This is a genomic window from Microbulbifer aestuariivivens, from assembly GCF_039545115.1.
In the GTDB taxonomy this organism is placed as follows: domain Bacteria; phylum Pseudomonadota; class Gammaproteobacteria; order Pseudomonadales; family Cellvibrionaceae; genus Microbulbifer; species Microbulbifer aestuariivivens.
The window spans coordinates 25,617-51,488 of sequence record NZ_BAABRT010000008.1 but is presented as its reverse complement, the minus strand read 5'-3'; the positions used below and the strand labels follow the sequence as shown (position 1 = coordinate 51,488).

Below are 25,872 nucleotides of genomic sequence, written 5' to 3'. Positions count from 1 at the left end.
TTGACCGGGGGAGTCTTTATCGGCCTGGGCAGCAATCTGCAACAACCGGAGCAGCAACTCCGCAGTGCCCTTGCCGAGATGGCAGCAATTCCGCAGACCCAACTGTTGCGATGCTCCGGTTTCTACCGCAGCGCACCGGTCGGCCCCGGCGAGCAGCCGGATTACATCAACGCAGTGGCCGAACTTGAGTCCGCACTGTCGGCAACGGCCCTGCTGGAAGCCCTGCAGGGGATTGAAGACCGGCACGGCAGGAAGCGCCTGATGCGCTGGGGGGCCCGTACTCTGGATCTGGACATTCTGCTGTTCGGCCGCGAAACCGTCGACTCTGACAGCTTACAGATCCCACACCCGCGTATCGGCGAGCGCAATTTTGTGCTGGTACCACTGGCCGAGCTGGCGCCGGATCTCAAGCTGCCCGGTGGCGAGCCGATCCGGGAACTGTTGCGGCGCTGTCCGCAAAGCCGCCTCGAGCGACTGAACTAAACCACGCGCATCGCCCGCGGGTATCATCAGTAATAAATACATATCTAGGCCCCAGCCATCTCAAACCGCCGGGGTCCACAGGGGTCACGATTACATCAAGGAGTAGTTGCCAGTGTCATCGGAACACCACGAAACACTGCTACAGGAACTGAATCTCAACGGCCGGGAACTGCCGCGTTTTATTGCCGTTGAAGGCAATATCGGCGTCGGCAAAACCACCCTGGCGAAAAAGCTTGCGGCCACGTTCAACTACGACACCCTACTGGAATTGCCGGAAGACAACCCTTTCCTGGAGCGGTTCTACCGCGACCCCAGAAGCGCCGCGCTGCCGACGCAGCTGCACTTTCTTCTGCAACGCTCCCAGCAGATCCAGGCATTGCGCCAGGATGACCTATTCAAACCGGTTCGGGTCTCAGACTTCCTGATCGAAAAAGATCAGCTGTTTGCCCAGGTCACACTGGATGCCGATGAACTGGCCCTCTACAAGCAGGTTTATCATCACCTGACCCTGCAGGCTCCCAAACCGGACCTGGTTATCTACCTGCAGGCACCGCTCAATGTCCTGCAGGAACGCATCCGCAACCGCGGCATTGCCGCCGAAAAAACCATCAGCAGCGAATACCTGGCATTGCTGAACGAAGCCTATACCAACTTCTTTCACTACTACGATCAGGCGCCCTTGCTGATCGTTAATAGCGAGGACATCGATATAGTCGAGCGTCCCGAGGATTACCGGCAGCTGGTGGAGTATATGCTCACCATCAACAGCGGCCGCCACTATTACAACCCCGGAAACTGATCGCCATGCCGTACACCCCAAGCGCACTCAGCAAGCCCATCACCGTGCAGACACTGCGCAAAATGAAAACCGATGGTGAGAAGTTCATTACCGTCGCACTCTATGACGCACCCATGGCCGCCATGGCGCAGCGCACCGGTGTAGAAGTGGTACTGGTGGGCGACTCCCTCGGCATGACCGTACTCGGCTACGACAGCACCATCCCGGTCACCATGGAGCAGATGATTTATCACGTGGAAGCGGTGGCCCGCGGTAACAAAAAGTCGCTGATTATGGGTGACATGCCGTTCATGACCTACGCCACGCCGGAGCAGGCGCTCACCAACGCCACTCGCATCATGCAGGCGGGCGCGCATATGGTGAAAATCGAGGGCGGCGCCTGGCTGGCGGAAACCGTCAAGATCCTCACCGACCGCGGCATCCCCGTCTGTGCCCACCTGGGCCTGACACCGCAGTCCGTGCACAAGCTGGGCGGCTTCCGTGTACAGGGGCGCGATGAGGACAGCGCAGGTCAGATCCTGAATGACGCAGCGGAACTGGACGAGGCCGGTGCCGATCTGCTGGTGCTGGAGTGTGTGCCGGCGGCGCTGGCCAAACGCATCACCGATACCGTCTCCATGCCCACCATCGGCATCGGCGCCGGGCGCGACACCGATGCCCAGGTGCTGGTAATCAACGACATTCTCGGCCTGACCGAAAAGCCGCCGAAGTTTTCCAAGAACTTCCTCGTGGAAGCGGGTGATATACCCGGCGCGCTGCACAAATACGCCGCCGATGTGAAAAACGGTGTGTTTCCGGAAGACAGCCACACTTTTTCCTGAGCCAGCGCTGCCGCATCCAAGCCTGATAGCAGAGCAGAAAGCGTGGCGGATAACGAGACCGAGACCGAGATAGCCCATGGAATTCGATCGACTCATAGCGGACTGGCGCACCGATGGCGTCCGCCATATCCCGCAAGGCTGGGCCCAGGGCCGCGCCACCTTCGGTGGACTGGTGGCGGCAATGCTGCACGAACCCATGGCTGGCCGTGTCGACAGTGAAGCGAGCCTGCGCTCCATCACCTTTTCGTTTATCGCCCCGGCGGAACCCGGCGACCTGGAAGCCCAAACCGCAGTGTTGCGCGCGGGGCGCTCGGTCACCCAGGTCGAGGGTCGCGCGCTGCAAAACGGCCAGCCCGTCCTCGCGGCCCTGGCCAGCTTTGGCAGAAGTCGTGAATCCTCCCTTCACCTGAGCACGGCAAAGGCCCCCACCTTTCCAGCGCCGAACCAGTGCGGCTGCATGCCGGAGGTTCCGGGGCTTGCTCCTGAATTTACCAGCCACTTTGACTATCGGATCGCCCGCGGCGCCATGCTGTTTAGCGGCAGCCAAAAGCGCGAGCTGGGCGGCTGGGTACGCTTCCGGCATCAAGAGGCCAGTCAAGCACCCGCGTGCGTGGGACACCTGCTGGCCCTCATCGATGCCTGGCCGCCGGCGCTGCTGCCCATGCTGACAAAGCCGGCACCGGCCAGCTCACTCACCTGGACTGTGGAATTGATCGAACCCCTGCCGGCAAAACCGGCCACCGACTGGTGGCAGTATCTGGCAGAGGTGGAGCAGACCGCAGACGGTTACGGCGTGATCGCCGCCAGACTGTGGGACAGTGACGGGCGCCTGTGCGCCTTTACCCGGCAGACGGTGACCGTATTCGGCTAATTGGCCTCTTCCAGCCACCACTGCGCAGACCCGCTTTTTTGCCTCCCGGCTGGTGCGATAAGCCATTTACGCCACCGCAACCACCCACCCGCAAGGTAAGCGCCTGTCAAGCCCACATCCCAGTCCCACATCCCAGTCCCACATCCCAGTCCCACATCCCAGTCCCACATCCCAGTCCCACATCCCTGGCCATCATTCGCCGGCGTCACAGCACCCACCATCCTGTAGGGTGCATTGCTCTTGAATGCTTTGCCGACGTGGTGGTGTGGGGCTAAGTGGCTATAGATGCGGATGTGGATGAGGATGAGGATGAGGATGTGGTGACGGATTTGGATGTGAGCTCAGCAGAGATCAACCCAGTCATTACCCACTCTTATCATTCGCGGCGCAATGTCAGGGTCGCCGAGCGAACCTCACCGGGAGCGAGCTGCCAGCGGTTGGCGAATGCCGCACCATGCTCGACACAGACAAACTCGCGATAGTGGGGGCCGATATCCGCTATGGTCGCAGCCAGTTCCGCCCCCGGGTTCCAGGTAATCACCGTGTCGCAACCTGCACTGCTGGCGCTGGTAATCAGACCCGGCACTTGGATTGACTGCCGGCTGGGCGCGCATTCAAAGGCGCGATCCACTTCACCCGCAAAGGTCAGGGTGCCCTCCTGGCTTGCCCGAGCCAGACTGCGGGTATTATCCAGATATTCGACCTGTTCCAGGCCACGCACCGCGACCGATGCCACGTCTTCGACGGCAAAATAGCTATGCCAGGCCCAACTGAAAGCCGTGGCAGAGGCGTCGAGATTCTCCAGCTCCAGCGCCAGCTTCAGCTCGCGGCCAAGGGTGATCTTGTAGCGGCAGGAAAAGTCCGCTCCGAAAAGGTTGTCCGCCTGGTGGCGGTAAACAAAGACCAGCTGCACCTGCCCCTGTGAAGACACCTGCGTGCCGGCAAGCTGCCAGGGCCTGTTGCGCACAAACCCATGCTTGGGCTTGCTCGCGTCGGGAGGAATACCGAACCACGGCAGGCACAGAGGAATACCGCCGCGAATGGCCTTGCCAGCGGTAAATTCGGCAAGGGGGCTGAGCCAGAGCAACGGGGCATCGCCACGGGCCTGAAACTCCAGCAACTGCGCGCCCTGCACCGCGATGACCGCGCGGCACAGTGGTGTTTCCACCAGATACAGCGGCAACCCGGGCTTGCCATAGAGTGCGCCACTGTCGAGGCGACGAATCGTATCTGCACTCACCGTTTCAGTCATCGCCATTCCCCACCTGGCTCAAGTGCGTCAAGCCACTCGCATGGGCCTCCCAGTGCTGGCCATCAAACGGCTCGATACGCGTGCCTTCAGGCACCTCGTCCAGACAGCGCAGATTGAGACTGTAACCATCGGGGTTGGAGCGGGGCACATAAAAGGACTTCACCCCGCAGTGGCGACAAAAAAGGTGCTTCGCCACACCGGTGTTAAAGGCATAGCGGCTCAAAGCATCGGCGCCTTTAACCAGCTCAAAATTTTGCGCCGCCACAATCAAATGCTGGAACCCCAGCATCCGGCAGATGGAGCAATTACATTCGTGAGCCACCGGCCCGTCGCCGGCACCGGTCACTATGCTGGCCTGAAAGCGCACTGCGCCGCAGTGGCACCCACCACTAACCGCCCACTTAGTCTGCCCCATGCTGCCGCTCCTGTGTTCCCGAACCGTCGTTTCCGGTACTGGGCTTTGCTTTGCTGGGCTTTCTTTTACTGGGTTTCCCTTTACAGGGCTTTGCTGTACTGAACAGAGGCCGCCCCCAGAGCAATGTCAACGCGCCCAGCGCCAGCAGCAGGTGAAACCAGTTCATGCGCGCAAGCCCGAGCAGCTTTGCCGGGCCGGTGCCAATCACCATGGAAGCGTTCACTATCAGTAGCGGCCCAAGCGCCAGCACCAAGGCTTCTGAGCGGCTGAGCCGGTGCCGGCGCACAAGCTCCACCAACGCCACCAACAGCCAGGCGGCAAGCCCGACACTGGACCATATCGTCCTCACCGCAGCCGCCGGCAATAACCCCGATGCCAATGCCGCCAGCGCGGAGCCTGTCAGCAGCACCAGTGCCACATAGGCCGGAGCACGACTCCCACCGCTGATACCGGGGAAAAAATACGACCACAACAGCGCCAGTCCGAAACACGCAAAAGTGAGGAAACCGGAAAGCTGCGATAGCGCCCGGTGCAAAACGGTGATGTGCGGATCAATCCCGTAGCGGTAAGCACCCACCAAAGCCGCCAGCGCCAGGCACAGGCAACCGGCCACGATCAACAGAGCCTGTGATTGAAAGCGCTCACGAGACACTCGCCAGTATTGATTGGCAACCAGCAGCGCCGCCAGTGCCAGCAACACCTCTGCCAGCCAGTAACTGCTGCCCAAACCAACCTCCCAGCGGCACTAATGATTATTTGAAGGGAGTTGATAATAACTGAAGTGGTGGTTAGGTCACAGCTGCGGGTTAGTGCTGAAAAGACTAAAGCGCACATAGCTAAACAGAGGAAAAAGAAATGCCCCGGGTGTGCCGGGGCATTTTTGTTGAAAGACAGATTCAACATCTGCCAGTCAAGAGGTGCCCCCCGGGTCGGGGGGCGCAGGACATCAGAAGTCCATACCAACAGACAACTGGATACGGCGCGGCTCGTAGTAGCTGCGCGGCTCACCGTATTCAGCATCGTCCTTGTACGGATTGATGTTATAGCCTGTCTGGTTGTCAAACAGGTTGAACAGGTCCGCACGGAACTTCAGATTGTAGTCCTGGTGTACGTTCCAGTTCTGAGAGTAGCTCAGGTCCAGCTGCCAGTGGGCATCGGAGCGACGGCTGCCCGCTTTCTCAGCATAACGGTTAGTAGAGGAAGAGTAACCGTAGATGGAACCATCCCAGGTTTCCCAAGGCTGACCAGACTGGTAAACCAGATAAGCACCTACGTTGGCGTTCCAGTCAAGGGTGTACTGGCCGAACACCTTGAGCAGATGCGGCTTATCACCGGCGAGGGTACCTTCCTTCATATCCCAGATCTGGCGCCCCTTACCATCGGCGATCAAAGAGGAGCCAATGAAGCTGTTGGCGTCGTTAGTGTAAGTAGTGTTGTCCTGGTCGAAGTTGCCGGTGTAACGGCTGCGGGTGTAGGACGCGTTCAGGTAGGTGCGCTCACCAGTCCAGGAGGCCTCCAGGCTGAACTCTAGATACTTGGTGTAGGCATCATCCAACTCAGCGATTACGTAGCTTGAGCCACTGCCAATCTGGTCGAGCTTCTCATCCAGATCTGGGATATAAAGCCCTTTTTCCGCGATGTCGCCGGGTACACAGTAATCACCTTCCCCATCTTCATTTGCGTCGATCCCGTAACAGCCATAAGTCCGGGAACCATTCCAGGTATCCTCCCAGAAGTGGGAGCCCTCACGGTAACGAATATGCGAGCGCAGGCTGATGCCATTGTCGAAGTCTTTTGTGGTGCCCACGGTCAGCTCATCGACACGACGCGGGTCCAGGTCATCCGCAAACAGCTTACCGGATGAGCCTTCCTTAGGGGAGGAACTGATAAAGTTACCGTTCTCATCCCAGAAAACTTCCAAAGTCGCCTGAGTATTCCGGTCCCAAGATGCGGCACGGGCCAAAGAGCTTGCTGCCGGATTGTACTGGGCAAAGTTGACGAAGACCGTATCCTGCCCGTTGTAAGCCCAAGAAACACCAAGGCGTGGCTGGATCATATCTTTCCAGTCCACCTTGTACATCTCGTACTTATTACCCGGTGCTTCTACATAGCCTGAGAGGGTATCGGCTTCGCGCAGGCCCTGACCGTATAACGTGTCCTGACTGATCAGGAAACCGACGTCAAAAATGAAGTCGCCCCAACTGATAGAGTCGTTGAACTCAAAGTTCTGCGTCTCAGTGTACGAGTTGATCGGCGGAACCTTAGTACCATCTGCCTGTAACAAGCTCATCTGCTCTGTGAAAGCAACAAAGTGGGCATTGTCTGGCGCATCTTCATCGGCTGCACCATCAATGGCGCTGATAGAGCCCCATCCATTAGAGAGGCGAGCCAACTCCTCCCTACCTTCAGACCACTGGTAGCCAATATGCAACTCATGAGTAGTTGAGCCCCACTCCAGCGTGTGGTCCAGCGCCATCTCTAAGCTTTTGCGATAGAAGTTCTGCAGGTTGGTCTGGAAGTATCCACCCACCGCGCCACTACCTACGCGCTCACCGGAGTCATTCACATAACCATACTTATCAATGTATGGCTGCACGAACCCATTCCAAGCTGCGTCACCGTCTTTCAGGTCCGGAACCTGGAAGTAACCCATCTGATCCAGGTTATCCAGATCCAGAGACTGGCCGTAGGCTGGTTGCACACCCAATTGGTTATCGGGGGTGCCCGCCGTCTCCAGTGCGTAATCGCTGTACTGGAAGGTGAAGGTGGTGTCATCGTTGATCAGCCAGGAACCGTCGATAGTCAGTATGTCCTGACCGGATTCTTCACCTACGGAAACAGAGTCCGCTTCAGTAAATGCGACTGACGCGCCCTCAGCAACGCGTTCAGAGGTACGGTAACCGAGATTCAACAGCACCTCATCGATGGGCGCCCAAGTCAGCTTGCCATAATATTCGTCGCGCTCACTCAGATAGTCCTTGGTAGCGCCATAAGCGGTTTCTTTGCTCTCCTGCTCTGCTCTTGGGCCATAATAGGAGCCATAGAAGAACAACTGATCTTCGATGATAGGGCCACCCACGTTGGCAGTCATCCAGCTCCGGTCCAGTTCGGAACGAACTCCCTCATCGGTTTCAGCACGCATCCCTTTATTCTGGAACTTGTACTCGACACTTCCGGTATATTCGTTGGTGCCAGATTTACTCTTGGAGTTAACCGTAATACCACCAGAGCGATTAAAACCAACCGCGCGGGAACCGCCACGCTCTACAGAAAACTGCTCAACATCCTGGCTGGAGGGTTCCGCAGACAGAGTACCGAACATCGGCAGGGTGACGTTTACCCCATCAAACTTATAAACATTATCCTGACCACTACCACCGGCACTGGGGCCACGCACGGAGTTCTGACTGTACTGAACACCGGGGGCCAGCTTGATCAAATCACGATAGTCTTGACCAATCGGCAAAGCTTTTATGATATCTGCACCAATGGCATCGGAGAGCGAGGAGTTACCGCCTACGGTGACCATTTGGCCGGTGACCACCACCTGCTCAAGCTCACCCTGAACCGCTGGAGACAGGTTGACGTCGACCATCGTCATCTGGTCTAGCAGCACTTCAGCTTTAACAGTGCGAGTAGTGCCATCTTCTGCGGTAAAGGTCAGCTCGTAGACACCGGGAATCAGTGCCGGAAGCTTAAACTCACCGTCTTCATCGGTAGTGGCAGTACGGGACCGCGGCATCACCTTACTGGTGGCCTTTACGGTAACGCCTGTTGCTTCAACACCTTCAGCCAGATATACCTGACCCTCAATGGTGCCGACCTGCTGTGCCATCACAGTGGCGGAGAAAAGTGTACCTGCGGCAACAACGGCAGCGCGGGTGAGTGAGCCCACTCCGGCAACCGATTTGCTCAGTTTCTTTTGTTGGAACATGAGAAAGTCTCCCAGACAGTTCTTGTATTTATGCTGCTGGAGCGAATACCTCTCGCTCCTTACCCTCGGTCCAGCTATGGTCTATGACTGTAGTCACCCGCACTGCCCTGAGCCCCTGAGGCTCCATTGCCAAAACCGGCCCCCTGTGCCAGTTTGTGGCAGCGCAAGCGAAATACTTTATCCGCTGGTTTATTTTGCCAAGGAATATCTTATTCCTCCCGTGCATTTTGCGAAAAAAATTCGCGCTCGACGAGGGGGAAATCATAAAAAATTGAATATAAATATCCCTCAATGTCACGATAGACATTTAAGACTGCGCGCAAATCAACCGAAAGGTTAATTTCGGACACTTTGAATGGCAGTTTATTGCTTCTTCCCTACAGAATTTTGCAGAAAATTTCCTATTACGGATAAGAGTAAGAATAATTTTCAGTATGAAACACGCCCATACAGGCTATTATTTAGCCCATCCGCACAGAGATTGACCGCCCCACTGCGAAACACTGCACTTTTCATGACGGTGCAAGCGCACCAGAGCGGTGCAACCCAGGATTGACCCCGTCTCCCCGCAGGCCAAGCTGCCCGAGCGCCAAATACACTTAAGACACCAGCGGCATCAAAACCTCCAATGGAGCTAAAAGCACCAAAGGCACTAAGCGCACCAAGCGCACTAAGCGCACTAAAGAGTGAAAAGGCATTTCGGTCGGCAACAAGACCAGGCCTGAGGGCTGGATGACAAAAAGCCAATCATGATGGTGTGATATTCGATGTGGCGCAGGCACCCAGTAAGGTGTGAAGGCTGCGAGAAAGATCCAACGGCAGCGAGGAAAAAAGGAAGGTAGGAAAAAAGAAAGGAAAGAAGGAATAGTGCACGGCTGAAAGGTAGCAAGGCAGGCAGGGACAGGCAGGAAGAAAACTATCCTCAAGGGAGGTACGGCTTCCCACGACCCGCAGGACACAGCAGCCAGCCACAAAAAAACCCGGCAATTGCCGGGTTTTTTATCGCGCGGCCAGGGCCGCGCATCAGGGCTTACAGGCGCCGATCACTCCTCGCCGGAGGACTGCTCTTCTGCCTGCTCGGCCTGATCCGCCTTGGCTTCCTTGATGGAGAGCTTGATGCGGCCGCGCTGGTCTACGTCCAGCACCTTGACGAACACCTTCTGGCCTTCGCTCAGGTAGTCGGTCACCGCGTTCACACGCTCTTCGGCGATCTGGGAGATATGCACCAGACCGTCCTTGCCCGGCAGGAAGTTCACAAAGGCGCCGAAGTCGACGATGCGCACCACGGTACCTTCGTAGATAGCACCGATCTCGGCTTCCGCGGTGATTTCCTCGATGCGGGTAACCGCCGCTTCCAGGCTCTCGCCGTCTTCACCGAAGACTTTGACGGTACCGTCGTCCTCGATATCGATAGAGGCACCAGTTTCTTCGGTGATGGAACGGATGGTCGCACCGCCCTTGCCGATCACGTCGCGGATCTTGTCCGGGTGGATCTTGAGGGTCGCGTAGCGCGGGGCATTCTCGTTCACTGTGGAACGGGATACGCCAATCACCTTGTTCATCTCCGCCAGGATGTGCAGACGCGCATGCAGCGCCTGCTCCAGGGCGGTTTCCATGATCTCTTCGGTGATACCTTCGATCTTGATATCCATCTGCAGCGCGGTGACACCGGAAGCGGTACCGGCCACTTTGAAGTCCATATCGCCGAGGTGGTCCTCGTCACCGAGGATATCGGTCAGGACTGCATAGCCTTCGTCTTCCTTCACCAGGCCCATGGCGATACCGGCCACCGGCGCCTTCAGGGGCACACCGGCATCCATCAGTGCCAGGCTGGAACCACATACGGAAGCCATGGAGCTGGAACCGTTGGACTCGGTAATTTCAGATACCACACGCAGGGTGTACGGGAAGCTCTCGGGGTCCGGCAGCACGGCGGCGATACCGCGACGCGCCAGGCGGCCATGGCCGATTTCGCGGCGACCAGTTGCGCCTACACGACCGGCCTCACCTACGGAGTAGGGGGGGAAGTTGTAGTGCAGCATAAAGTAGTCTTTACGCTCGCCTTCCAGGGCGTCAATGATCTGCGCATCGCGGGTCGCGCCGAGTGTGGCAACAACCAGCGCCTGAGTTTCACCGCGGGTGAACAGCGCGGAACCATGGCCTTTCGGCAGCACGCCGACTTCCACGCTGATGGGGCGCACGGTCTTGTTGTCGCGACCGTCGATACGCGGCTCGCCACGCACCACGGCGCCGCGCACGATTTTCTTCTCCAGTTTGCCGAAGTAGCTCTTAACGGTGCTATCGTCGACTTCCTCGGAGGCCAGGGCTGCCGCGGCTTCGCTGCGCAGCTCCGCCAGGCGGGTGGTACGGGCCTGCTTGTCGGTGATCTTGTAGGCCTCGGCCACTTTGTCACCAAACTGGCTTTCCAGCGCGCCTTTGAGAGCCTCGTTGACCGCTTCAGGCTGCCAGTCCCAGGTGGGCTTGCCCGCTTCGGCTTTCAGCTCTTCGCAGACTTTAACCACGGCCTGCATTTCCTGGTGGGCGAAGAGTACCGCACCCAGCATGATGTCTTCCGGCAGTTCTTTCGCCTCGGACTCCACCATCAGCACGGCGTCTTTGGTGCCGGCTACAACCATGTCCAGCTCGGAGCTTTTCAGCGCGCTGTAAGTCGGGTTCAGCAGGTAGCCGTCCTGTTCGGTGTAGCCAACGCGCGCGGCGCCGATCGGGCCACCGAAGGGGATACCGGAGACGGACAGGGCCGCGGAGGTGCCGATCATGCCGGCGATATCCGGATCGACATCCTTCTCAGCGGACAGAACGGTGATCATCACCTGCACTTCGTTCATAAAGCCCTTGGGGAACAGCGGGCGGATCGGGCGATCGATCAGACGGGAAGTCAGGGTTTCTTTTTCAGAAGGGCGGCCTTCACGCTTGAAGAAGCCACCGGGAATTTTGCCGGCCGCGTAGGCCTTTTCCTGATAGTGCACGGATAGCGGGAAGAAGCCCTGATCTGGCTTGGCTTCCTTGGCGCCGACAACGGTACACAGCACCACGGTTTCGCCCATGGTTACCAGCGCCGCACCGGTGGCCTGGCGCGCGATACGGCCAGTCTCGATGGTGACCTGCTGATTTCCGTACTGGAAAGTTTTGCTTACTGGATTCACTAGTATTTTCCTATTTCCTCACGGTTACTGGCCCATTCCAGTAACCCCTACAGTATTCCCCCGGGCGTGCAGGTACATCTTTGGATCACTGACCGGAGGGCGGCGCCGAAACGCCTTTACCGGCCGAAGCCGGTGATGCGGTTGGAAAGGTTCGATGACTGCGGCTGCCTGCCGGCTCTGTTGCCAGAGTCCTTGGCAGCGGACCCATCACTTTCCACACTGCAATTAGAAGAATGCCCGCCAGAGGCGGGCATTCAGGGGTCTTAGCGACGCAGGCCGAGCTTGGCGATCAGCTGTGCGTAACGGTTCAGATCCTTTTTCTTCAGGTAGTCCAGCAGCTTGCGGCGCTGGTTTACCATGCGGATCAGGCCACGACGGGAGTGGTGATCCTGTTTGTGCGCAGAGAAGTGACCCTGCAGCTTGTTGATGTTGGCAGTCAGCAGGGCTACCTGGACTTCCGGAGAACCGGTATCGCCTTCAGACTGGCCGTGCTCTTTCAGGATGGCTGCTTTTTCAGTTGCAGTCAGTGCCATAACGAATTACCTCGTCGTAATATGCTTTGAAGATTCGGCTGGCCCGTGCATATTTACAGACCAGCTAGTCGTTGTGCGGGAAGCCCGCTTGCGGCAACCGATAAGTTAAAGCCATCTCCATGTATTTCTGGCCCAAACCAGCATGCAGAGGCGCTATCAGCCGCCGCTTACCAGACGCCGGGGGGCAACCCGCCCGTCGTCAGTAATCTCTCCTACGCCCAGAAATTCACCGCTGTCCAGGAAGAGGCGCACCATATCACCTTCTTCGCCGATACGGTAGACCTGCAGGTCCATCACCGGCTGGCCCTGGCGCACATAGTAGCCGGAGTCGTCCGGCAGGATCAGTTTCGGCAGCGCGGACGCGGGCGCATCCGCCGGCAGCAGGTAATGATCGAGCAGTTCCGCCCTGCCCTCACCGCGCTCTTCGGCAAGCTGATCCAGGGTCACGGCATCCTCTTCCACAAACGGGCCCGCGGCGCTGCGATGCAGTTTCTCCACATAGGCTCCCACGCCAAGAGCGGCGCCGAGATCCTCGGCCAGGCTGCGCACATAGGTTCCCTTGCTGCAGTGGATCTCCACTTCGGCCCGCGGCTGGCGACCGGGGGTGAAGCTCAGCAACTCGTACTCGAAGATTTCCACCTCGCGTGCTTCGCGCTCCACCTCAAGACCCTGGCGCGCCAGCTTATACAGCGGCTGCCCCTTGTGCTTGAGCGCGGAGTACATCGACGGCACCTGACGGATTTTGCCGCGGAACTGCGCCATGGCCTCCAGCACCGCCTGCTCGGTCAGCAGCGAGGCATCGCTGGTGGCGATCACGTTGCCGTCGGCATCGCCACTGTCTGTGGCCATGCCGAAACAGAACGTGCTGCGGTAACGCTTGTCCGCATCCAGCAGGTACTGGGAAAACTTGGTCGCCTCACCAAAACAGATTGGCAGCACCCCGGTGGCCAGGGGGTCCAGCGCTCCGGTATGCCCGGCGCGATTGGCAAAGAACAGTCGCTTGGCTTTCTGCAGGGCGTCATTGGCGGTGATCCCGGTGGGTTTGTTCAACAACAGCACCCCGTTCACCGGCCGACCCCATTTTGGTCTGCGGCCCATGGTTACTCTTTGTCTTCGCGGTCGTCTTGGCTGGCGTCTTGGCTATCGACATCGCTGCCGTGGTGGGAACGGTCGGACTCCACCGCCTTGTCGATCAGCGCGGAAAGCTGCTGGCCGCGCACGGAAGTCTCGTCGTAGCGGAACTGCAGGCGGGGGATGCTGCGCATCTGGATTGCCTTGGCCATGTGGCTGCGCAGGAAACCGGCGGCGCGGCTGAGCACATCCATCGAGGCCTTGATCTTGGCCGGGTCATCTTCGCCGACAAAAGTCACAAACACCTTGGCGGAAGTGAGATCGCGGCTGACTTCCACGTCGTTGACATTGACCATGCAGAGACGCGGGTCGCGGATTTCTTTCTGGATTACCTGTGCCAGTTCCCGGCGCAGGGCATCTGCCACACGGTCGGCACGGTAGAATTCTCTTGCCATTTCTTACCTATTTCCAATGGCGATGGGCTGTCGCACAGCGGCCTTGGCCACTGTGCGACGCTTGCGGTATCGCGCTTAGAGCTCGCGGGCAACCTTGACGATATCGTAGACCTCGATCTGGTCGCCCGGCTTGACGTCGTTGTAGTCCTTAACGCCAATACCACACTCCATACCGTTGCGGACTTCCTGTACGTCATCTTTGAAGCGACGCAGGGACTCCAGCTCACCCTGATAAATCACCACGTTGTCACGCAGCACGCGGATCGGCTTGTTGCGGTAGACGGTACCCTCGATCACCATACAGCCGGCGATGGCGCCGAACTTGGGCGAGCGGAATACGTCGCGCACCTGAGCGATACCGACGATATCTTCGCGCACTTCCGGCTCCAGCATGCCCGACAGGGCCTGCTTCACTTCGTCGAGCAGGTTGTAGATCACGCTGTAGTAGCGGATTTCCACACTTTCGGTTTCCGCCAGCTTGCGCGCCGCCACATCGGCACGGGTGTTAAATCCGATAACGATCGCGCCGGAGGTCAGCGCCAGGTTGATGTCGTTTTCGGCAATACCACCGACACCACTGGACACCACGTTAACAGACACTTCCTCGTTACCGATTTCCGCCAGCGCGGACAGGATCGCCTCGAGGGAACCGCGCACGTCGGCCTTGATGACAACCGGCAGCACCTTGCGCTCGCCCGCTTCCATATCGGCAAACATGTTCTCCAGCTTGGCGGCCTGCTGGCGCTGCATACGCTCACGGCGCTCTTTGTCGGCGCGCTGCTCGGCCACTTCACGGGCCTTGCGTTCGTCGGCGACCACCATGAAGTCGTCACCGGCATCGGGGGTGGCATCCAGACCCAGCAATTCGACCGGGGTGGATGGACCGGCTTCCTTGACGCTCTGGCCAAGCTCGTTGGTCATGGCGCGCACGCGGCCATAGCTCTGACCCGCCAGCACGATATCGCCGCGCTTCAGTTCGCCGCTCTGCACCAGCAGGGTGGCAACCACACCGCGGCCCTTTTCCAGGCGGGATTCGATCACCACGCCCCGCGCAGGCACGCCCACTTCTGCATTCAGCTCGAGCATTTCGGCCTGCAGGGAGATCCCCTCCAGCAGTTCATCGATGCCCTGGCCGGTATGCGCAGACACTTCGATAAACTGGGTATCGCCGCCCCACGCTTCCGGGATCACGTCCTTCGCCGCCAGCTCGTTTTTCACCCGCTCCGGGTCGGCGCCTTCTTTGTCGCACTTGTTGATGGCGACAACCAGCGGCACTCCGGCCGCCTTGGCGTGCTGGATCGCCTCTTCAGTCTGCGGCATCACGCCATCGTCGGCCGCCACCACCAGGATTACCACGTCGGTGGCCTGGGCGCCGCGGGCGCGCATGGCGGTAAAGGCCGCGTGTCCGGGAGTGTCGAGGAAGGCGATTTCGCCCTGGCTGGTTTTCACCCGGTAGGCACCGATGTGCTGGGTGATACCGCCGGCCTCTCCCGAAGCCACTTTGGTCTTGCGGATGTAATCGAGCAGGGAGGTCTTACCGTGGTCAACATGACCCATCACAGTGACCACCGGCGCGCGCGGAACCTGCGTGCCTTCGACTTTGGACGCCTCGGCGACCAGCTCGTCTTCCAGCGCGGTTTCAGAACGCATGACCACTTTGTGGCCCAGTTCCTCAACGATCAGGGTGGCGGTATCACGATCCAGACTCTGATTGATGGTGACCATTTCACCCATCTTCATCAGGCGCTTGATCAGCTCACCAGCTTTGATATTCAGCTGCTTGGCCAGATCGCCAACGGTGATGGTTTCGCCAATCTGTACTTCGTACACCTGCTTTCCTGTCGGCTTCTTGAAACCGTGTGTGTTCTTGATTTTGAGCGTAGGACGAGACAGCGAACGAGTGCTGCGCTTTTCTGCCTCATCGCTCTCGAAGACCTCCAGGGCCTGCTCGTAGAGCGCGGTCTTGCTGGACTTCTTCGGGCCGCCCTTGGGACCGCGACGGCCGCGACGCTTGCGGGGCTCGTCGTCATCATCCTTGGGCGCCACCTCGGTGACGGACTCCATCTTGCGACGCAGGGACGGCTTCTCGGCAGCGGCTTTCTTGGCCTTGGCTTCACGCTCCTCTTCGACGCGCTTGCGCTCCTCCTCCACACGCGCCTTTTTCTCTTCCAGCTCCTTGGCTTCGACTTCGGCCTCCTTCTTGCGACGCTCCATGGCGGCGATGCGCATTGCCTCGATATCGTCGACGTAAGTGGAACGCACCGGAGCGGCAGGTTCCGCCGCCACCGCAGGCTCTGCCGGCTTCTCCTCGGCGGGAGCTGTCTGGGCTTCTGCAACAGTTGCCTCGGCGGCCTGCCTGGCGGCCTCGGCAGCGGCGGCTTCCGCCTCCTGCTGGGCCTTGGCTTCCGCTTCGGCGCGGGCACGCTCTGCCTCGGCCTGCTCGGCGCGGGCTTTTTCCAGCTCGGCCTGCTCGGCAAGGGCGCGATCCAGCTCGGCCTGAGTCGCCTGCGGCGCTTCAGCCTCCGCCTCGGAGTCCGGACGCTTCACGTAAGTACGCTTCTTGCGCACCTCCACGTTCACTGTCTTGCGACCGGTGCCAGAGCCGGTTTTCAGTGTGGTGGTGGTCTTGCGCTTCAGGGTGATCTTACGCGGCGCGGCGCTCTGCTCCCCGTGACTGCTTTTCAGGAAGTTGAGCAGGACCTGTTTCTCTTCATCCGACACCACCGCATCTGCGGAGGTATGAGGTAAACCCGCTTCTTTCATCTGCTTGAGCAGACGGTCTTCGGTGGCACCAACCGATTTGGCGAGTTCACTTACTGTTACTTCGGCCATTCTCTCTCCTAAAAGTCACTTGGTCGGAGGGTATTTGTCTATTTCATTCGCGCATCTCTGCGCTTACGCCTGTTCGCCGGCGTCGTCGGCAAACCAGGGCTCGCGCGCTTTCATAATCAGCGCTGCGGCTCTCTCCTGGTCCACACCCTCAATCTCCAGCAGGTCGTCCACCGCCTGTTCGGCGAGGTCTTCCATGGAGGCAATTCCACGACTGGCCAGCTGGTAGGCCAGCTGACGGTCCATGCCGTCCATGTTCAACAGGTCTTCCTGCGGTTCGGAAGCATCGAGCTGCTCCTCAGACGCCAGCGCCTGGGTCAGCAGTGCATCTTTAGCACGGGCGCGAAGCTCTTCGGCGATTTCCTCGTCGAAGCCTTCGATCCCCAGCATCTCTTCCAGCGGCACGTAGGCCACTTCTTCGAGGGTGGTAAAGCCCTCATCTACCAGTACGCCGGCAACGTCCTCGTCAATGTCGAGCCGCGCCATGAAAGTTTCCATGATGGTGCTGGACTCGGCTTCCTGCTTGGACTGCCATTCGTCAATGCTCATCACATTGATCTGCCACTGGGTCAGTTCGGACGCCAGACGGACGTTCTGCCCGCTGCGGCCGATGGCCATGGCGAGATTTTCCTCGGCCACGGCCACATCCATGGAGCCGGCATCTTCGTCCACGACGATAGATTCGATTTCGGCCGGCGCCATGGCATTAATCACAAACTGGGCCGGATTGTCGTCCCACAGCACGATATCGACGCGCTCACCGGAGAGCTCGTTGGATACCGCCTGTACGCGCGCACCGCGCATGCCGACACAGGCGCCAACCGGATCGATACGGCCGTCATTGGTGGTCACGGCGATCTTGGCGCGCAGACCTGGATCGCGGGCGGCGCCCCTGATCTCAATCACTTCTTCCGCGATTTCCGGCACTTCGATGCGGAACAGTTCAATCAGCATCTCCGGGCAGGAGCGGCTCAGCATCAGCTGCGGGCCGCGGGCTTCCGGCTGAATCTCCAGCAGAATGGCGCGAACCCGGTCACCCAGGCGGAAAATCTCGCGGCCAACCAGCTGGTCGCGGGGCAGGCGCGCCTCGGCGTTGTTGCCCAGGTCCACGGCGATAAAGTCGCGGGTCACCTTCTTGACGGTGCCGCTGAGCAGGTCACCGACACGGTCGCGGTACTCATCGACCACTTTGGCGCGCTCGGCTTCACGCACCTTCTGCACGATCACCTGCTTGGCGGTCTGTGCGGCGATACGGCCGAATTCGACGTTTTCCACCTGCTCACGGTACACATCACCGGCTTTCAGTTCCGGATCCTTCTCGTGCGCCTCCTCGAGGGTGAACTGGGTACCCAGCTCGGCAAGGGTGTCGTCATCGACGACTTCCCAGCTGCGGTAGGTCTCGTAGTCACCGGTGCGGCGATCGATGATCACCTCGATTGTGGAGTCCTCGTCGTAGCGCTTCTTGGTGGCTGTTGCCAAAGCCGCCTCGATTGCCTGGAAAATAATTTCCTGGTCAACGCCCTTCTCGTTGGAAACCGCCTCGGCTACCAGCAAGATCTCTTTGTTCATGCAGCTGCCTCTTTCAAAAACGCTACTAAAAGCTTGTTCAACCGCGCTTACGCCGGCTGTTACTTGAACTGGGGAATAATGTTGGCCCGCTCGATGCTGTCGATGGGCAACAGGTATTCGTTTTCGTCGTCAATCCGCAGGACCACTTCCTCGCCTTCCACGCCGGCGAGCAGGCCGCGCCACTTGCGCTGCCCTTCAAGCGGCATGCGCAGGCGCACTTCGACCTGATGACCGATATAGCGCTGGTACTGGTCCAGCCGGTAAAGGGGACGGTCCATACCCGGAGAGGAAACCTCCAGGGTGTACTTGCCGCTGATCGGGTCCTCAACGTCCAGCACCGCGCTGGACTGGCGACTGACCTTCTCGCAATCGTCAACCGTCACGCCCTCTTCGGCGTCGATATAGATGCGCAGCAACGCATTGCGGCCATGGGTCTGATACTCGATACCCCAAAGCTCACAGCCCAGCGAGGCCACTACCGGCGCCAGGAGTTCTTCCAGCTGTTCGCGCTTGCTCGTCATTTCCGTCACCACAAACAAAAAATGGGCTGGGAAGCCCGCACCACGGTCCGAATGACTAACCGCGGTGCCTACTTCCGGCCCATTCGGAAACCGTATCCTGCAGATACGAAAAAGCCCCTAACAGGGGCCTCTAACGCGCACCCGCGCCTGTACGCAGATGCAGAATTTGGTAGCGGGGGCAGGATTTGAACCTACGACCTTCGGGTTATGAGCCCGACGAGCTACCAGGCTGCTCCACCCCGCATCAACTCTCTGAAAAGCGAAGCCTGGTTGCCTTCGCTTCCCTGCAGCCAGTTGCCTAACCGCTCAAGAGGCTGCGCATTCTAGGGGGCCGCCCTGCCTGAGTCAAGCCATGTTTGGCATCTCATTACACACAGCCCCTGCAAGCCGTCCCCTATTATAGAAACAAACATCACAACCGGCCTGCCTCGCGCATCCCACACCCCGAATCCGGCAACAGCGAGCCCGAGCTGTCGGCCCCGCCGCGAGGACACAGGCCTTGAATTTTGCAGGGAAAACCGGAGCAGAAACGATGACTTCGAGCGGCTGCGCCGAACCGGGGAATAGCGAGCCCGACTTGTCGGGCCCCGCCTGCGAGAACACAGGCCTTGAATCTGGCAGCGACAGCTGGAGCAGAAACGATGCCTTCGAGCGGCTGCGCCGAACCGGGGAATAGCGAGCCCGAGCTATCGGGCCCCGCCTGCGAGGACGCAGGTCTTGAATTTGGTAGCGACAGCTGGAGTAGAAACGATGACTTCGAGCGGCTGCGCCGAACCGGGGAATAGCGAGCCCGACTTGCCGGGCCCCGCCTGCGAGAACACAGGTTTTGAATCTGGTAGCGACAGCTGGAGCTGAAACGATGACTTCGAGCGGCTGCGCCGAACCGGGGAATAGCGAGCCCGAGCTGCCGGCCCCCGCCTGCGAGCACACAGACCCTGAATTTGGCAGCGACAGCTGGAGTAGAAACGATGACTTCGAGCGGCTGCGCCGAACCGGGGAATAGCGAGCCCGACTTGCCGGGCCCCGCCTGCGAGGACGCAGCCCTGAATTTGGCAGCGACAGCCGGAGCAGAAACGATGCCTTCGAGCGGCTGCGCCGAACCTGGGAATAGCGAGCCCGACTTGTCGGCCCCCGCCTGCGAGCACACAGGCCCTGAATTTGGCAGCGACAGCTGGAGTAGAAACGATGACTTCGAGCGGCTGCGCCGAACCGGGGAATAGCGAGCCCGACTTGTCGGCCCCCGCCTGCGAGCACACAGACCCTGAATTTGGCAGCGACAGCTGGAGTAGAAACGATGACTTCGAGCGGCTGCACCTAACCGGGGAATAGCGAGCCCGACTTGTCGGGCCCCGCCTGCGAGAACACAGGCCTTGAATCTGGCAGCGACAGCTGGAGCAGAAACGATGCCTTCGAGCGGCTGCGCCGAACCGGGGAATAGCGAGCCCGATTTGTCGGACCCCGCCTGCGAGAACACAGGTCTTGAATTTGGTAGCGGGGGCCGGATTTGAACCGACGACCTTCGGGTTATGAGCCCGACGAGCTACCAGGCTGCTCCACCCCGCATCAACTCTGCCAACGAGCCCTGGTCAAGCTTCGCTGGTTGGCGCTGCATGTCTGAGCACCGAAGAGGCTGCGCATTCTAGTGACGCAATGGCGCCAAGTCCAGACAACATTACACTTTTTTCTGACTGGCTGTTTCCACCACCATTAACACTGCGCTCGCGTTTCTTTTCACGGCTTTTTCCTGCGCCTCTTTTCTTCTCGCACCTTCTCACAGATCACCGCCCAATTTATAGATCACTGCCCAATAGATCACCGCCCGACTAGCCCGGCTGGAACCGGAAACCGGGCTCAGGCGTCAGCCGCGGGTGGCCGCAACCCAGCGAGCCCGCACGCCCACAGCGGCCGCTACAGCTTGCCGATCACGTTCAGGAACACGCCCTGGCTGTCGTAATTCAGCTGGGTCAGGTCATCGGAGAAATCGGTGAAGTTATACCCCACGCCCACTTTCAGGTGCCGGCCCAGCTGGCGGTAGAGACCCAGCAGTGCGCCACTGCGCTGGTCCTGGGCATCGGGCAGGTCCAGCATGCGCCCCTCGATCAGCAAGTCCCACTGATTCACGATGTGCCAGTCGGCGCGCAGCACGTACAGGTTGGCGCGGCTGTCGAAAAATTGCGGGTCCTGTCGATCCTGGCTCAGCTGACCGAGACGGTAGGCGTACTTGGCGCCCAGGGTCCAGCGGCGGCTGATGTCGTAACTGCTGTCCACCGAGAAGATATGGCTCTTCTGGATAAACTCCGCCGCCGTATTTTCCACCGTCACCTGCCCCTGGGTCGGCACGTTGTAGAAATACGTGTATTTGAGCAGCGTGTTCCAGCGATCGTTGTCCACCGGCCGATAGGCATAGCCCAGTACCGATTCGGTAAACTTGCCGTCGTAGAACTGTCCCTGGGAGCTCTCACTGTCGGAATAGTTGAGCTTGCCCACCAGGCGCCAGTCGGGGTTGAGGTGGTAACTGAAGGTGTTTTTCAGCAGCCAGGTCTTGCGCTCGTTCTCCAGTACGCTGTCCTGGCCCTGCTGCGGGTTTTCCACGGTGTCGCTGCGGTACTCAATGGCGGAGGCGAGACGGAGATCGCCGTCGCTGAAACCCATGCTGAGGCCGATGGCGCTGCGCTCGGTCTTGGCGCCGGTGCGCGGATCCTCCAAGGTGCCGGCCTCGACGGAAGTGCCGTAATTCCAGCTTTCGCTCGGCGCCAGGTCCATGCCCAGGGCGTGCGTGAGGCCGGTGGCAACATCGCCGTGGCTGTAGCGCTCCTCGCCATAAATGCTCAGGCTGTCGGAATAACGGCTGCGGAAACCGCTGGCCAGGTTGCCCTTGCGCGCGCGCACACCGGTGTCGGTGCGCTCGTTGTCGAGGGTGTAATTTAAGTAGATATTGGTACGGTCCGAGATCAGGTAGTCAGTACCCACTCGCGCCGCGGTGCCGATATCTCCGCCGGACAGTTCACTGTCCAGGGTCAGGCGCTCGCTCACGCGATAGGCGCCACCAAAGCCGATGCGGTTGTTGTCGTCGCGGTTGCCGTCCACCTGCAGGGTGCGCTGCAGAAAACCGAACGCCCGCCAGTCGGCGCCGGAGTCATAGACCGCCTCCAGCGCCAGATCGGTGCGCTCGCCCTGGGTCTGAGTCGCGGGCACGACCACTGAGCGATCTGCACGGCTATCCATGCGCAGACCGCTGTTGATGCGCCAGAGATCATCCAGCTGATAGGCCACCGCCATATCCAGCGCGGAGGTTTGCAGGCCCTGCTGTTGCTCTTTGCTGTCGGTCTTGAGGCTGATCTCGGTGCGGTTATTGACCGGCACCGTCACGCTGGCACCAGTCTGGGTGGTATCGCCGGTGACCAGCTGCCCGGGTGCGGAGAAGCCGGCTTCGCGGGTTTGATGGTAGAAGGTAGCCGAGCCGCGGACGCCCTCGAAAAAGTCGCCGAACTGCACGCTGGCTTCCACTCGCGACGCGCCGGCACTGGCCTGGGGGTCGATCGGCTGCTCGGAATTAAAACTGAAGCCGCCATCCAAAGACGAGAGGCTGTCGAGGTTGCCGCCCTCGCTGGTGGCCGATTCCAGCTTCAGCCAGCTGCCGGCGCTTTTGCGCCACGTCAGGTCGAGGCCCTGCAGCGCGCTCTCGTTGCCCTCTTCGTCCTGCTGTGTTGCGCTCGCACCCAGCTTGATGTGATCACCAAACCAGTAGTGGACCCGCCCGCCGAGCGCCAGGGTATCCATATCCTCGAAGCCCGGGGTGTACTCATAGCGCGCCACCAGGAACTGTGGATTGCCGTTGTAGGCACCATCCTGCACCAGCAGGTTGTCATTGGCGATGGCGGACAGCGGCCGGTTCAGCAGAATGCGCCCCTGGATGTAGTCCACGTCGTAGTCGATCACCGGGGTCAGGTTCTTCACCCCGAGCACCAGGCCCGAGTCCTTATCCCGCACCTCCACCCGCAGCCGCTCGGAGCCGGCGAGAATATCCTGATGGCGCATGAAATACAGGGAGCCGCCGGTGCCGCGGAACTCGTCGCGGCCGGCGATAGTGCCCGGCTCGGCAGCGAAGCCATCAATGGCAAAGCGCTTTTCGCCGAAGCTCGTTAGCGTGTCGGCTTCATAGTGGCCGCTGGCGCCGTAGAGGGCGCGGTCGATATGCGCCAGCTCGTTATCGGTGTAGCTGGCCTTGAAGTTGCCCCACAGGCCGTAATCGTCGTAGCGGGACAGTTTGACGTAGAACTTGCCGGAGGTGGGCGCATCCTCCACCACCGTGGAATCGTCGCCAAACGTGGGGTAGTAGAGGTCACTGTCGAGACGGCGGAACAGCGCATCCGGTGTTTTCTCCAGGAAGTTGGAGAACAGCTCATCCACCGGGCCCTCCTGGGTATCCGCGCTGGCGGCCAGCCGCCAGCCCTCGCCGAAACCACCACTGGTATAGAAGGCGAGGCGACCGTCGTAACTGATGGCGTTGTCGTAGTGGCTGTCATCACCGGTGACCAGGGCGGCGGGGCCGTTGGTGTCGTTCACACCGATGGTGAGATCGGCAATACCGACGGTAAACCATTCATCACTGGCAAAGCGCAGGTCGCGCAGGAACAGCTCGCCATTGCCCTCCGCATCCAGCACCGCCACCTCGACGGTGTGCAGGCCGCGGCTGAATATCTGCTCGGCGATAAACTCCCCGCTTGCACTCACAGGCACCGGCTGGCCGGCGAGCCACACGCTGTGATCCGCGGGAATCTGCGCGCCGTTGACGCGCACGGTATTGCCGTCGAGGGGAATATTCTGGCTGGCGAGGCGGTTTTCACCATAACCCACCAGCAGTTCCCGCTCCGCCACCGCCTCGTCCACCGGCGCATCGAGACGGTCCACCAGCCACAGTGTCTGCGGGCGGGTCTCATCGTAGCGGCCGCTGGCGTCATACACCCGCAGCAGGTACTGCAGTTTTTTCAAAGGCGCCTGGAAATCCTCAAAATCCGCACTCCAGCTGCCGCTGCCGTTTTCATCCAGCGGCACCACCGCCACGGGGGTATCGCGCAGGGACTGGTTTTCCTCAAACAGGCGCACTTCTGCGCGCTGGATAAAACCCGGGTAATTGGCGTAGCTGCGAAAGCGCACCCGGCTGTCATCGACTTCCGTTTGCGGGTCGTCCTGATAGCGCAATGTGGTGGGCCAGGCACTGACATTGAGGCGCGGCGCCATGGTTTTATTATCAAAGCGGAACTGGATATTGGCCTGCTCCAGCGCCACGTCGGTACAGCGCTGCAGGTCGGCGGAGTTCCTGTAGGGATCGTATTCCGGGCTGCCATCCACGGTGATGCGCATCAGGTTCAGCGCATAGGGGTTGTTGGCCAGGGCCTCGCGGTCGATGCGCTCGATTTCCAGCCGATCCCGCTCGGTCAACACGGCCAGTTCGTCGTAGAGCACCTGCACTTCGACACGGGCGCCATCCAGCTGGACAAACCCGCTCGCCACCACATCGTCCGAGTGGACAAAGCCGCGCCCCTCGAATTCCACCTGCTCCTCGCTCAAGTCCAGCGCCTGCCGCACCTGCTGCATGGCGCGGCGCGCGCGCGCGCGGGAAAGCCCCACGTCATCGCCGTAAACCATGGCCTCACGGCGCTCCATGCGCGTGTTTTCGCTGTAACCGATAAAGGCCAGGCGCACGTTGGCCTTGCCCGCCACCTCATCCATGATGCTGCGCATACGGGCAAGCTCGGACGGTGCGATCACCGGGTCGCCCTCTGCAAAGCGGATCGGGGCCAGGGCACCCATGGGGGACTCGTGCACCACGGTGATCGTCTCCGCGCCGGCGGCCTCGGGGCAGGCCTGCACGCCATCGTGTGTGGTTTCGAGGGGATCGTCGTACCAGAACTCCACTTCCACGCGACGGTTCAGGGCGCGCCCCTTGGCGGTGTCATTGGCCACCATCGGCGCCGAGCTGCCCTTGCCGCTGTAGGTCACCATGGACTCCGGCAGGCCGAGGCTGTCGCGCACTGCCAGCGCCACGCGCCGGGCCTCGCCCAGGGACTGCTGCATATGATCGCTGTAGCGCGCCGCAGAATCCTGCGCCAGCGGCAGGCTGTCGGTGTGACCGACAAAGTGCACCACCAGGTTGCGCTTGTCCGCAAGCTGCGCGCGCACTTCGCGGATGCGGCGAATAAACGCCTGCGGCAGGTCCTGCTGGCCGGGCTGCCAGCGCAGCGGTGTCACCAGGTTTTTCAGCCGGGCGCGCGCTTCAGTACCGGCGACATAACGCAGGCGGCAGACGGTTTCCTGCCGGCACACTTTCACCCGGTTCAACTGCCGCGCCTGGGCGCGGGCCAACTCCGCCTGCGCCTCGCGGTCCAGCTCTTCGTAACTGACCCGCACCTGCACACGGCGATTCATGGCGCGGCCCTGGCCGGTGATATTCTCCACCAGCGGTTCTTTATCGCCGCGCCCCTCGAAAGCGACCGCCGCTTCCGGCAGGTCCAGCGCCTGGCGGAAAAACCCGGCCACATAGCGGGCGCGGGCCTCGGTAAACGCCTGCTTGTCGAAGTACTCCTGCAACAGCTCCGGCGTCATCGCTGCCGCATCGGTATGGCCGATAAAGGTCAGCTGCAGGTTGTGCTTGTCGGCAAGCTGCGCCAATTTTTCCCGCAGCAGCTCAACCCACGACTCGTCAATCTGGTCATCGACCGCGACGAAGGGCAGCGGGTCGATGAAATTTTCCTCCACCACCGGCGGCGCGCCCTCGGCAAACAGGGTGGCGTCCTGCAGCCATTGATTGCGCGGCTGGCCGAGCAGCATGGATTCGGTGTTGCTGCCGAGGGGCTGTTCCGCGTACTGCGGCGGCGGGGCGTCCACAGGCGCAGCAGCTTCGGGCGCTTCGCCCCACACCGCCGTCCAGACACCATTGCCAACACCACTCAACAGTTCCTTGCCGGCTTGCCACCAGCTGGTGGCGCCGGTCTGCGATTCCTGCTCCTGTGCAGCCGCCGAACCCTGTGCGACCGCCGATACTGGTGCGCAAAAGGCCAGCAACCCGATCGCCACGCAGAGGATTTGAAGCTGGGCATTAAGCTGCGTTTTGAGCTGCGTTTTGAGCCGAGTCCCTAACTGGTTGCTGCACGG

The 25,872-nt window shown here is 60.2% G+C and carries 16 protein-coding genes and 2 tRNA genes; 4 read left to right on the top strand and 14 right to left on the bottom strand.

The features are described from left to right. The 4 genes from folK (at position 1) to ABEA58_RS06430 (ending at position 2,974) form a co-directional block, all read left to right on the top strand. Entirely contained in the window at positions 1-483 is a 483-nt protein-coding gene (gene folK, locus ABEA58_RS06445) for a 2-amino-4-hydroxy-6-hydroxymethyldihydropteridine diphosphokinase (RefSeq protein WP_345549898.1), read from the top strand. A gap of 112 nt (positions 484-595) precedes the next feature. Continuing rightward, positions 596-1,282 (top strand): deoxynucleoside kinase, encoded by a 687-nt coding sequence (locus ABEA58_RS06440; RefSeq protein ID WP_345549896.1) that lies wholly within the window; start codon positions 596-598, stop codon positions 1,280-1,282. A 5-nt stretch (positions 1,283-1,287) separates the two neighbouring features. After that, positions 1,288-2,103, top strand: coding sequence for a 3-methyl-2-oxobutanoate hydroxymethyltransferase (gene panB, locus ABEA58_RS06435; protein WP_345549895.1), 816 nt, complete (start codon positions 1,288-1,290; stop codon positions 2,101-2,103). A 76-nt stretch (positions 2,104-2,179) separates the two neighbouring features. Next, positions 2,180-2,974 (top strand): acyl-CoA thioesterase, encoded by a 795-nt coding sequence (locus ABEA58_RS06430; RefSeq protein ID WP_345549894.1) that lies wholly within the window; start codon positions 2,180-2,182, stop codon positions 2,972-2,974. 376 nt (positions 2,975-3,350) lie between these two features. Here ABEA58_RS06430 and ABEA58_RS06425 read toward each other — a convergent pair whose 3' ends face one another. The 14 genes from ABEA58_RS06425 to ABEA58_RS06360 form a co-directional block, all read right to left on the bottom strand. Further along, entirely contained in the window at positions 3,351-4,232 is an 882-nt protein-coding gene (locus ABEA58_RS06425; protein WP_345549892.1) for a D-hexose-6-phosphate mutarotase, read from the bottom strand. Beyond that, complete coding sequence (locus tag ABEA58_RS06420; protein WP_345549890.1) at positions 4,219-4,641, bottom strand: GFA family protein; 423 nt, start codon at positions 4,639-4,641, stop codon at positions 4,219-4,221. The genes ABEA58_RS06425 and ABEA58_RS06420 overlap by 14 nt, the downstream gene beginning before the upstream one ends. Next, positions 4,628-5,368: a hypothetical protein gene (locus ABEA58_RS06415; RefSeq protein WP_345549889.1), complete on the bottom strand. Its 741-nt coding sequence runs from the start codon at positions 5,366-5,368 to the stop codon at positions 4,628-4,630. Before ABEA58_RS06415 ends, ABEA58_RS06420 begins: the two co-directional genes overlap by 14 nt. 219 nt (positions 5,369-5,587) lie before the next feature. After that, a complete protein-coding gene (locus tag ABEA58_RS06410) occupies positions 5,588-8,575 on the bottom strand; it encodes an outer membrane beta-barrel protein (RefSeq protein ID WP_345549888.1) in 2,988 nt (995 codons plus the stop codon). A 1,043-nt stretch (positions 8,576-9,618) separates the two neighbouring features. Further along, positions 9,619-11,739, bottom strand: coding sequence for a polyribonucleotide nucleotidyltransferase (gene pnp / locus ABEA58_RS06405; protein ID WP_345549886.1), 2,121 nt, complete (start codon positions 11,737-11,739; stop codon positions 9,619-9,621). Between the two features lie 263 nt (positions 11,740-12,002). Beyond that, positions 12,003-12,272, bottom strand: coding sequence for a 30S ribosomal protein S15 (gene rpsO / locus ABEA58_RS06400; protein WP_345549884.1), 270 nt, complete (start codon positions 12,270-12,272; stop codon positions 12,003-12,005). A gap of 156 nt (positions 12,273-12,428) precedes the next feature. Beyond that, entirely contained in the window at positions 12,429-13,370 is a 942-nt protein-coding gene (truB, locus tag ABEA58_RS06395; protein WP_345549883.1) for a tRNA pseudouridine(55) synthase TruB, read from the bottom strand. A gap of 2 nt (positions 13,371-13,372) precedes the next feature. Beyond that, on the bottom strand, positions 13,373-13,798 hold the full coding sequence (rbfA, locus tag ABEA58_RS06390; RefSeq protein ID WP_345549881.1) for a 30S ribosome-binding factor RbfA: 426 nt from the start codon (positions 13,796-13,798) through the stop codon (positions 13,373-13,375). A gap of 75 nt (positions 13,799-13,873) precedes the next feature. Next, positions 13,874-16,630 carry a translation initiation factor IF-2 gene (gene infB / locus ABEA58_RS06385; RefSeq protein ID WP_345549879.1) on the bottom strand — a complete coding sequence of 919 codons (2,757 nt, stop codon included), beginning with the start codon at positions 16,628-16,630 and terminating at the stop codon, positions 13,874-13,876. A 63-nt stretch (positions 16,631-16,693) separates the two neighbouring features. Further along, positions 16,694-18,196, bottom strand: coding sequence for a transcription termination factor NusA (nusA, locus tag ABEA58_RS06380; RefSeq protein ID WP_345549877.1), 1,503 nt, complete (start codon positions 18,194-18,196; stop codon positions 16,694-16,696). Positions 18,197-18,255: 59 nt separating this feature from the next. Beyond that, positions 18,256-18,717, bottom strand: a complete 462-nt coding sequence (gene rimP / locus ABEA58_RS06375; RefSeq protein ID WP_345549876.1) for a ribosome maturation factor RimP — start codon at positions 18,715-18,717, stop codon at positions 18,256-18,258. Between the two features lie 167 nt (positions 18,718-18,884). Further along, positions 18,885-18,961 (bottom strand) — tRNA-Met (locus tag ABEA58_RS06370). 1,242 nt (positions 18,962-20,203) lie between these two features. Further along, a tRNA-Met gene (locus tag ABEA58_RS06365) sits at positions 20,204-20,280 on the bottom strand. A gap of 345 nt (positions 20,281-20,625) precedes the next feature. After that, entirely contained in the window at positions 20,626-25,782 is a 5,157-nt protein-coding gene (locus ABEA58_RS06360; protein ID WP_345549874.1) for a flagellar motor protein MotB, read from the bottom strand. Positions 25,783-25,872: the final 90 nt, after the last annotated feature.

What these genes read in the sequence shown, in the direction of transcription:
- rimP (WP_345549876.1), bottom strand. Translation starts at nt 18,717, where the DNA reads ATGACGAGCAAGCGCGAACAGCTGGAAGAACTCCTGGCGCCGGTAGTG.
- nusA (WP_345549877.1), bottom strand. Translation starts at nt 18,196, where the DNA reads ATGAACAAAGAGATCTTGCTGGTAGCCGAGGCGGTTTCCAACGAGAAG.
- panB (WP_345549895.1), top strand. Translation starts at nt 1,288, where the DNA reads ATGCCGTACACCCCAAGCGCACTCAGCAAGCCCATCACCGTGCAGACA.
- rpsO (WP_345549884.1), bottom strand. Translation starts at nt 12,272, where the DNA reads ATGGCACTGACTGCAACTGAAAAAGCAGCCATCCTGAAAGAGCACGGC.
- ABEA58_RS06420 (WP_345549890.1), bottom strand. Translation starts at nt 4,641, where the DNA reads ATGGGGCAGACTAAGTGGGCGGTTAGTGGTGGGTGCCACTGCGGCGCA.
- ABEA58_RS06410 (WP_345549888.1), bottom strand. Translation starts at nt 8,575, where the DNA reads ATGTTCCAACAAAAGAAACTGAGCAAATCGGTTGCCGGAGTGGGCTCA.
- truB (WP_345549883.1), bottom strand. Translation starts at nt 13,370, where the DNA reads ATGGGCCGCAGACCAAAATGGGGTCGGCCGGTGAACGGGGTGCTGTTG.
- infB (WP_345549879.1), bottom strand. Translation starts at nt 16,630, where the DNA reads ATGGCCGAAGTAACAGTAAGTGAACTCGCCAAATCGGTTGGTGCCACC.
- rbfA (WP_345549881.1), bottom strand. Translation starts at nt 13,798, where the DNA reads ATGGCAAGAGAATTCTACCGTGCCGACCGTGTGGCAGATGCCCTGCGC.
- ABEA58_RS06425 (WP_345549892.1), bottom strand. Translation starts at nt 4,232, where the DNA reads ATGGCGATGACTGAAACGGTGAGTGCAGATACGATTCGTCGCCTCGAC.
- ABEA58_RS06430 (WP_345549894.1), top strand. Translation starts at nt 2,180, where the DNA reads ATGGAATTCGATCGACTCATAGCGGACTGGCGCACCGATGGCGTCCGC.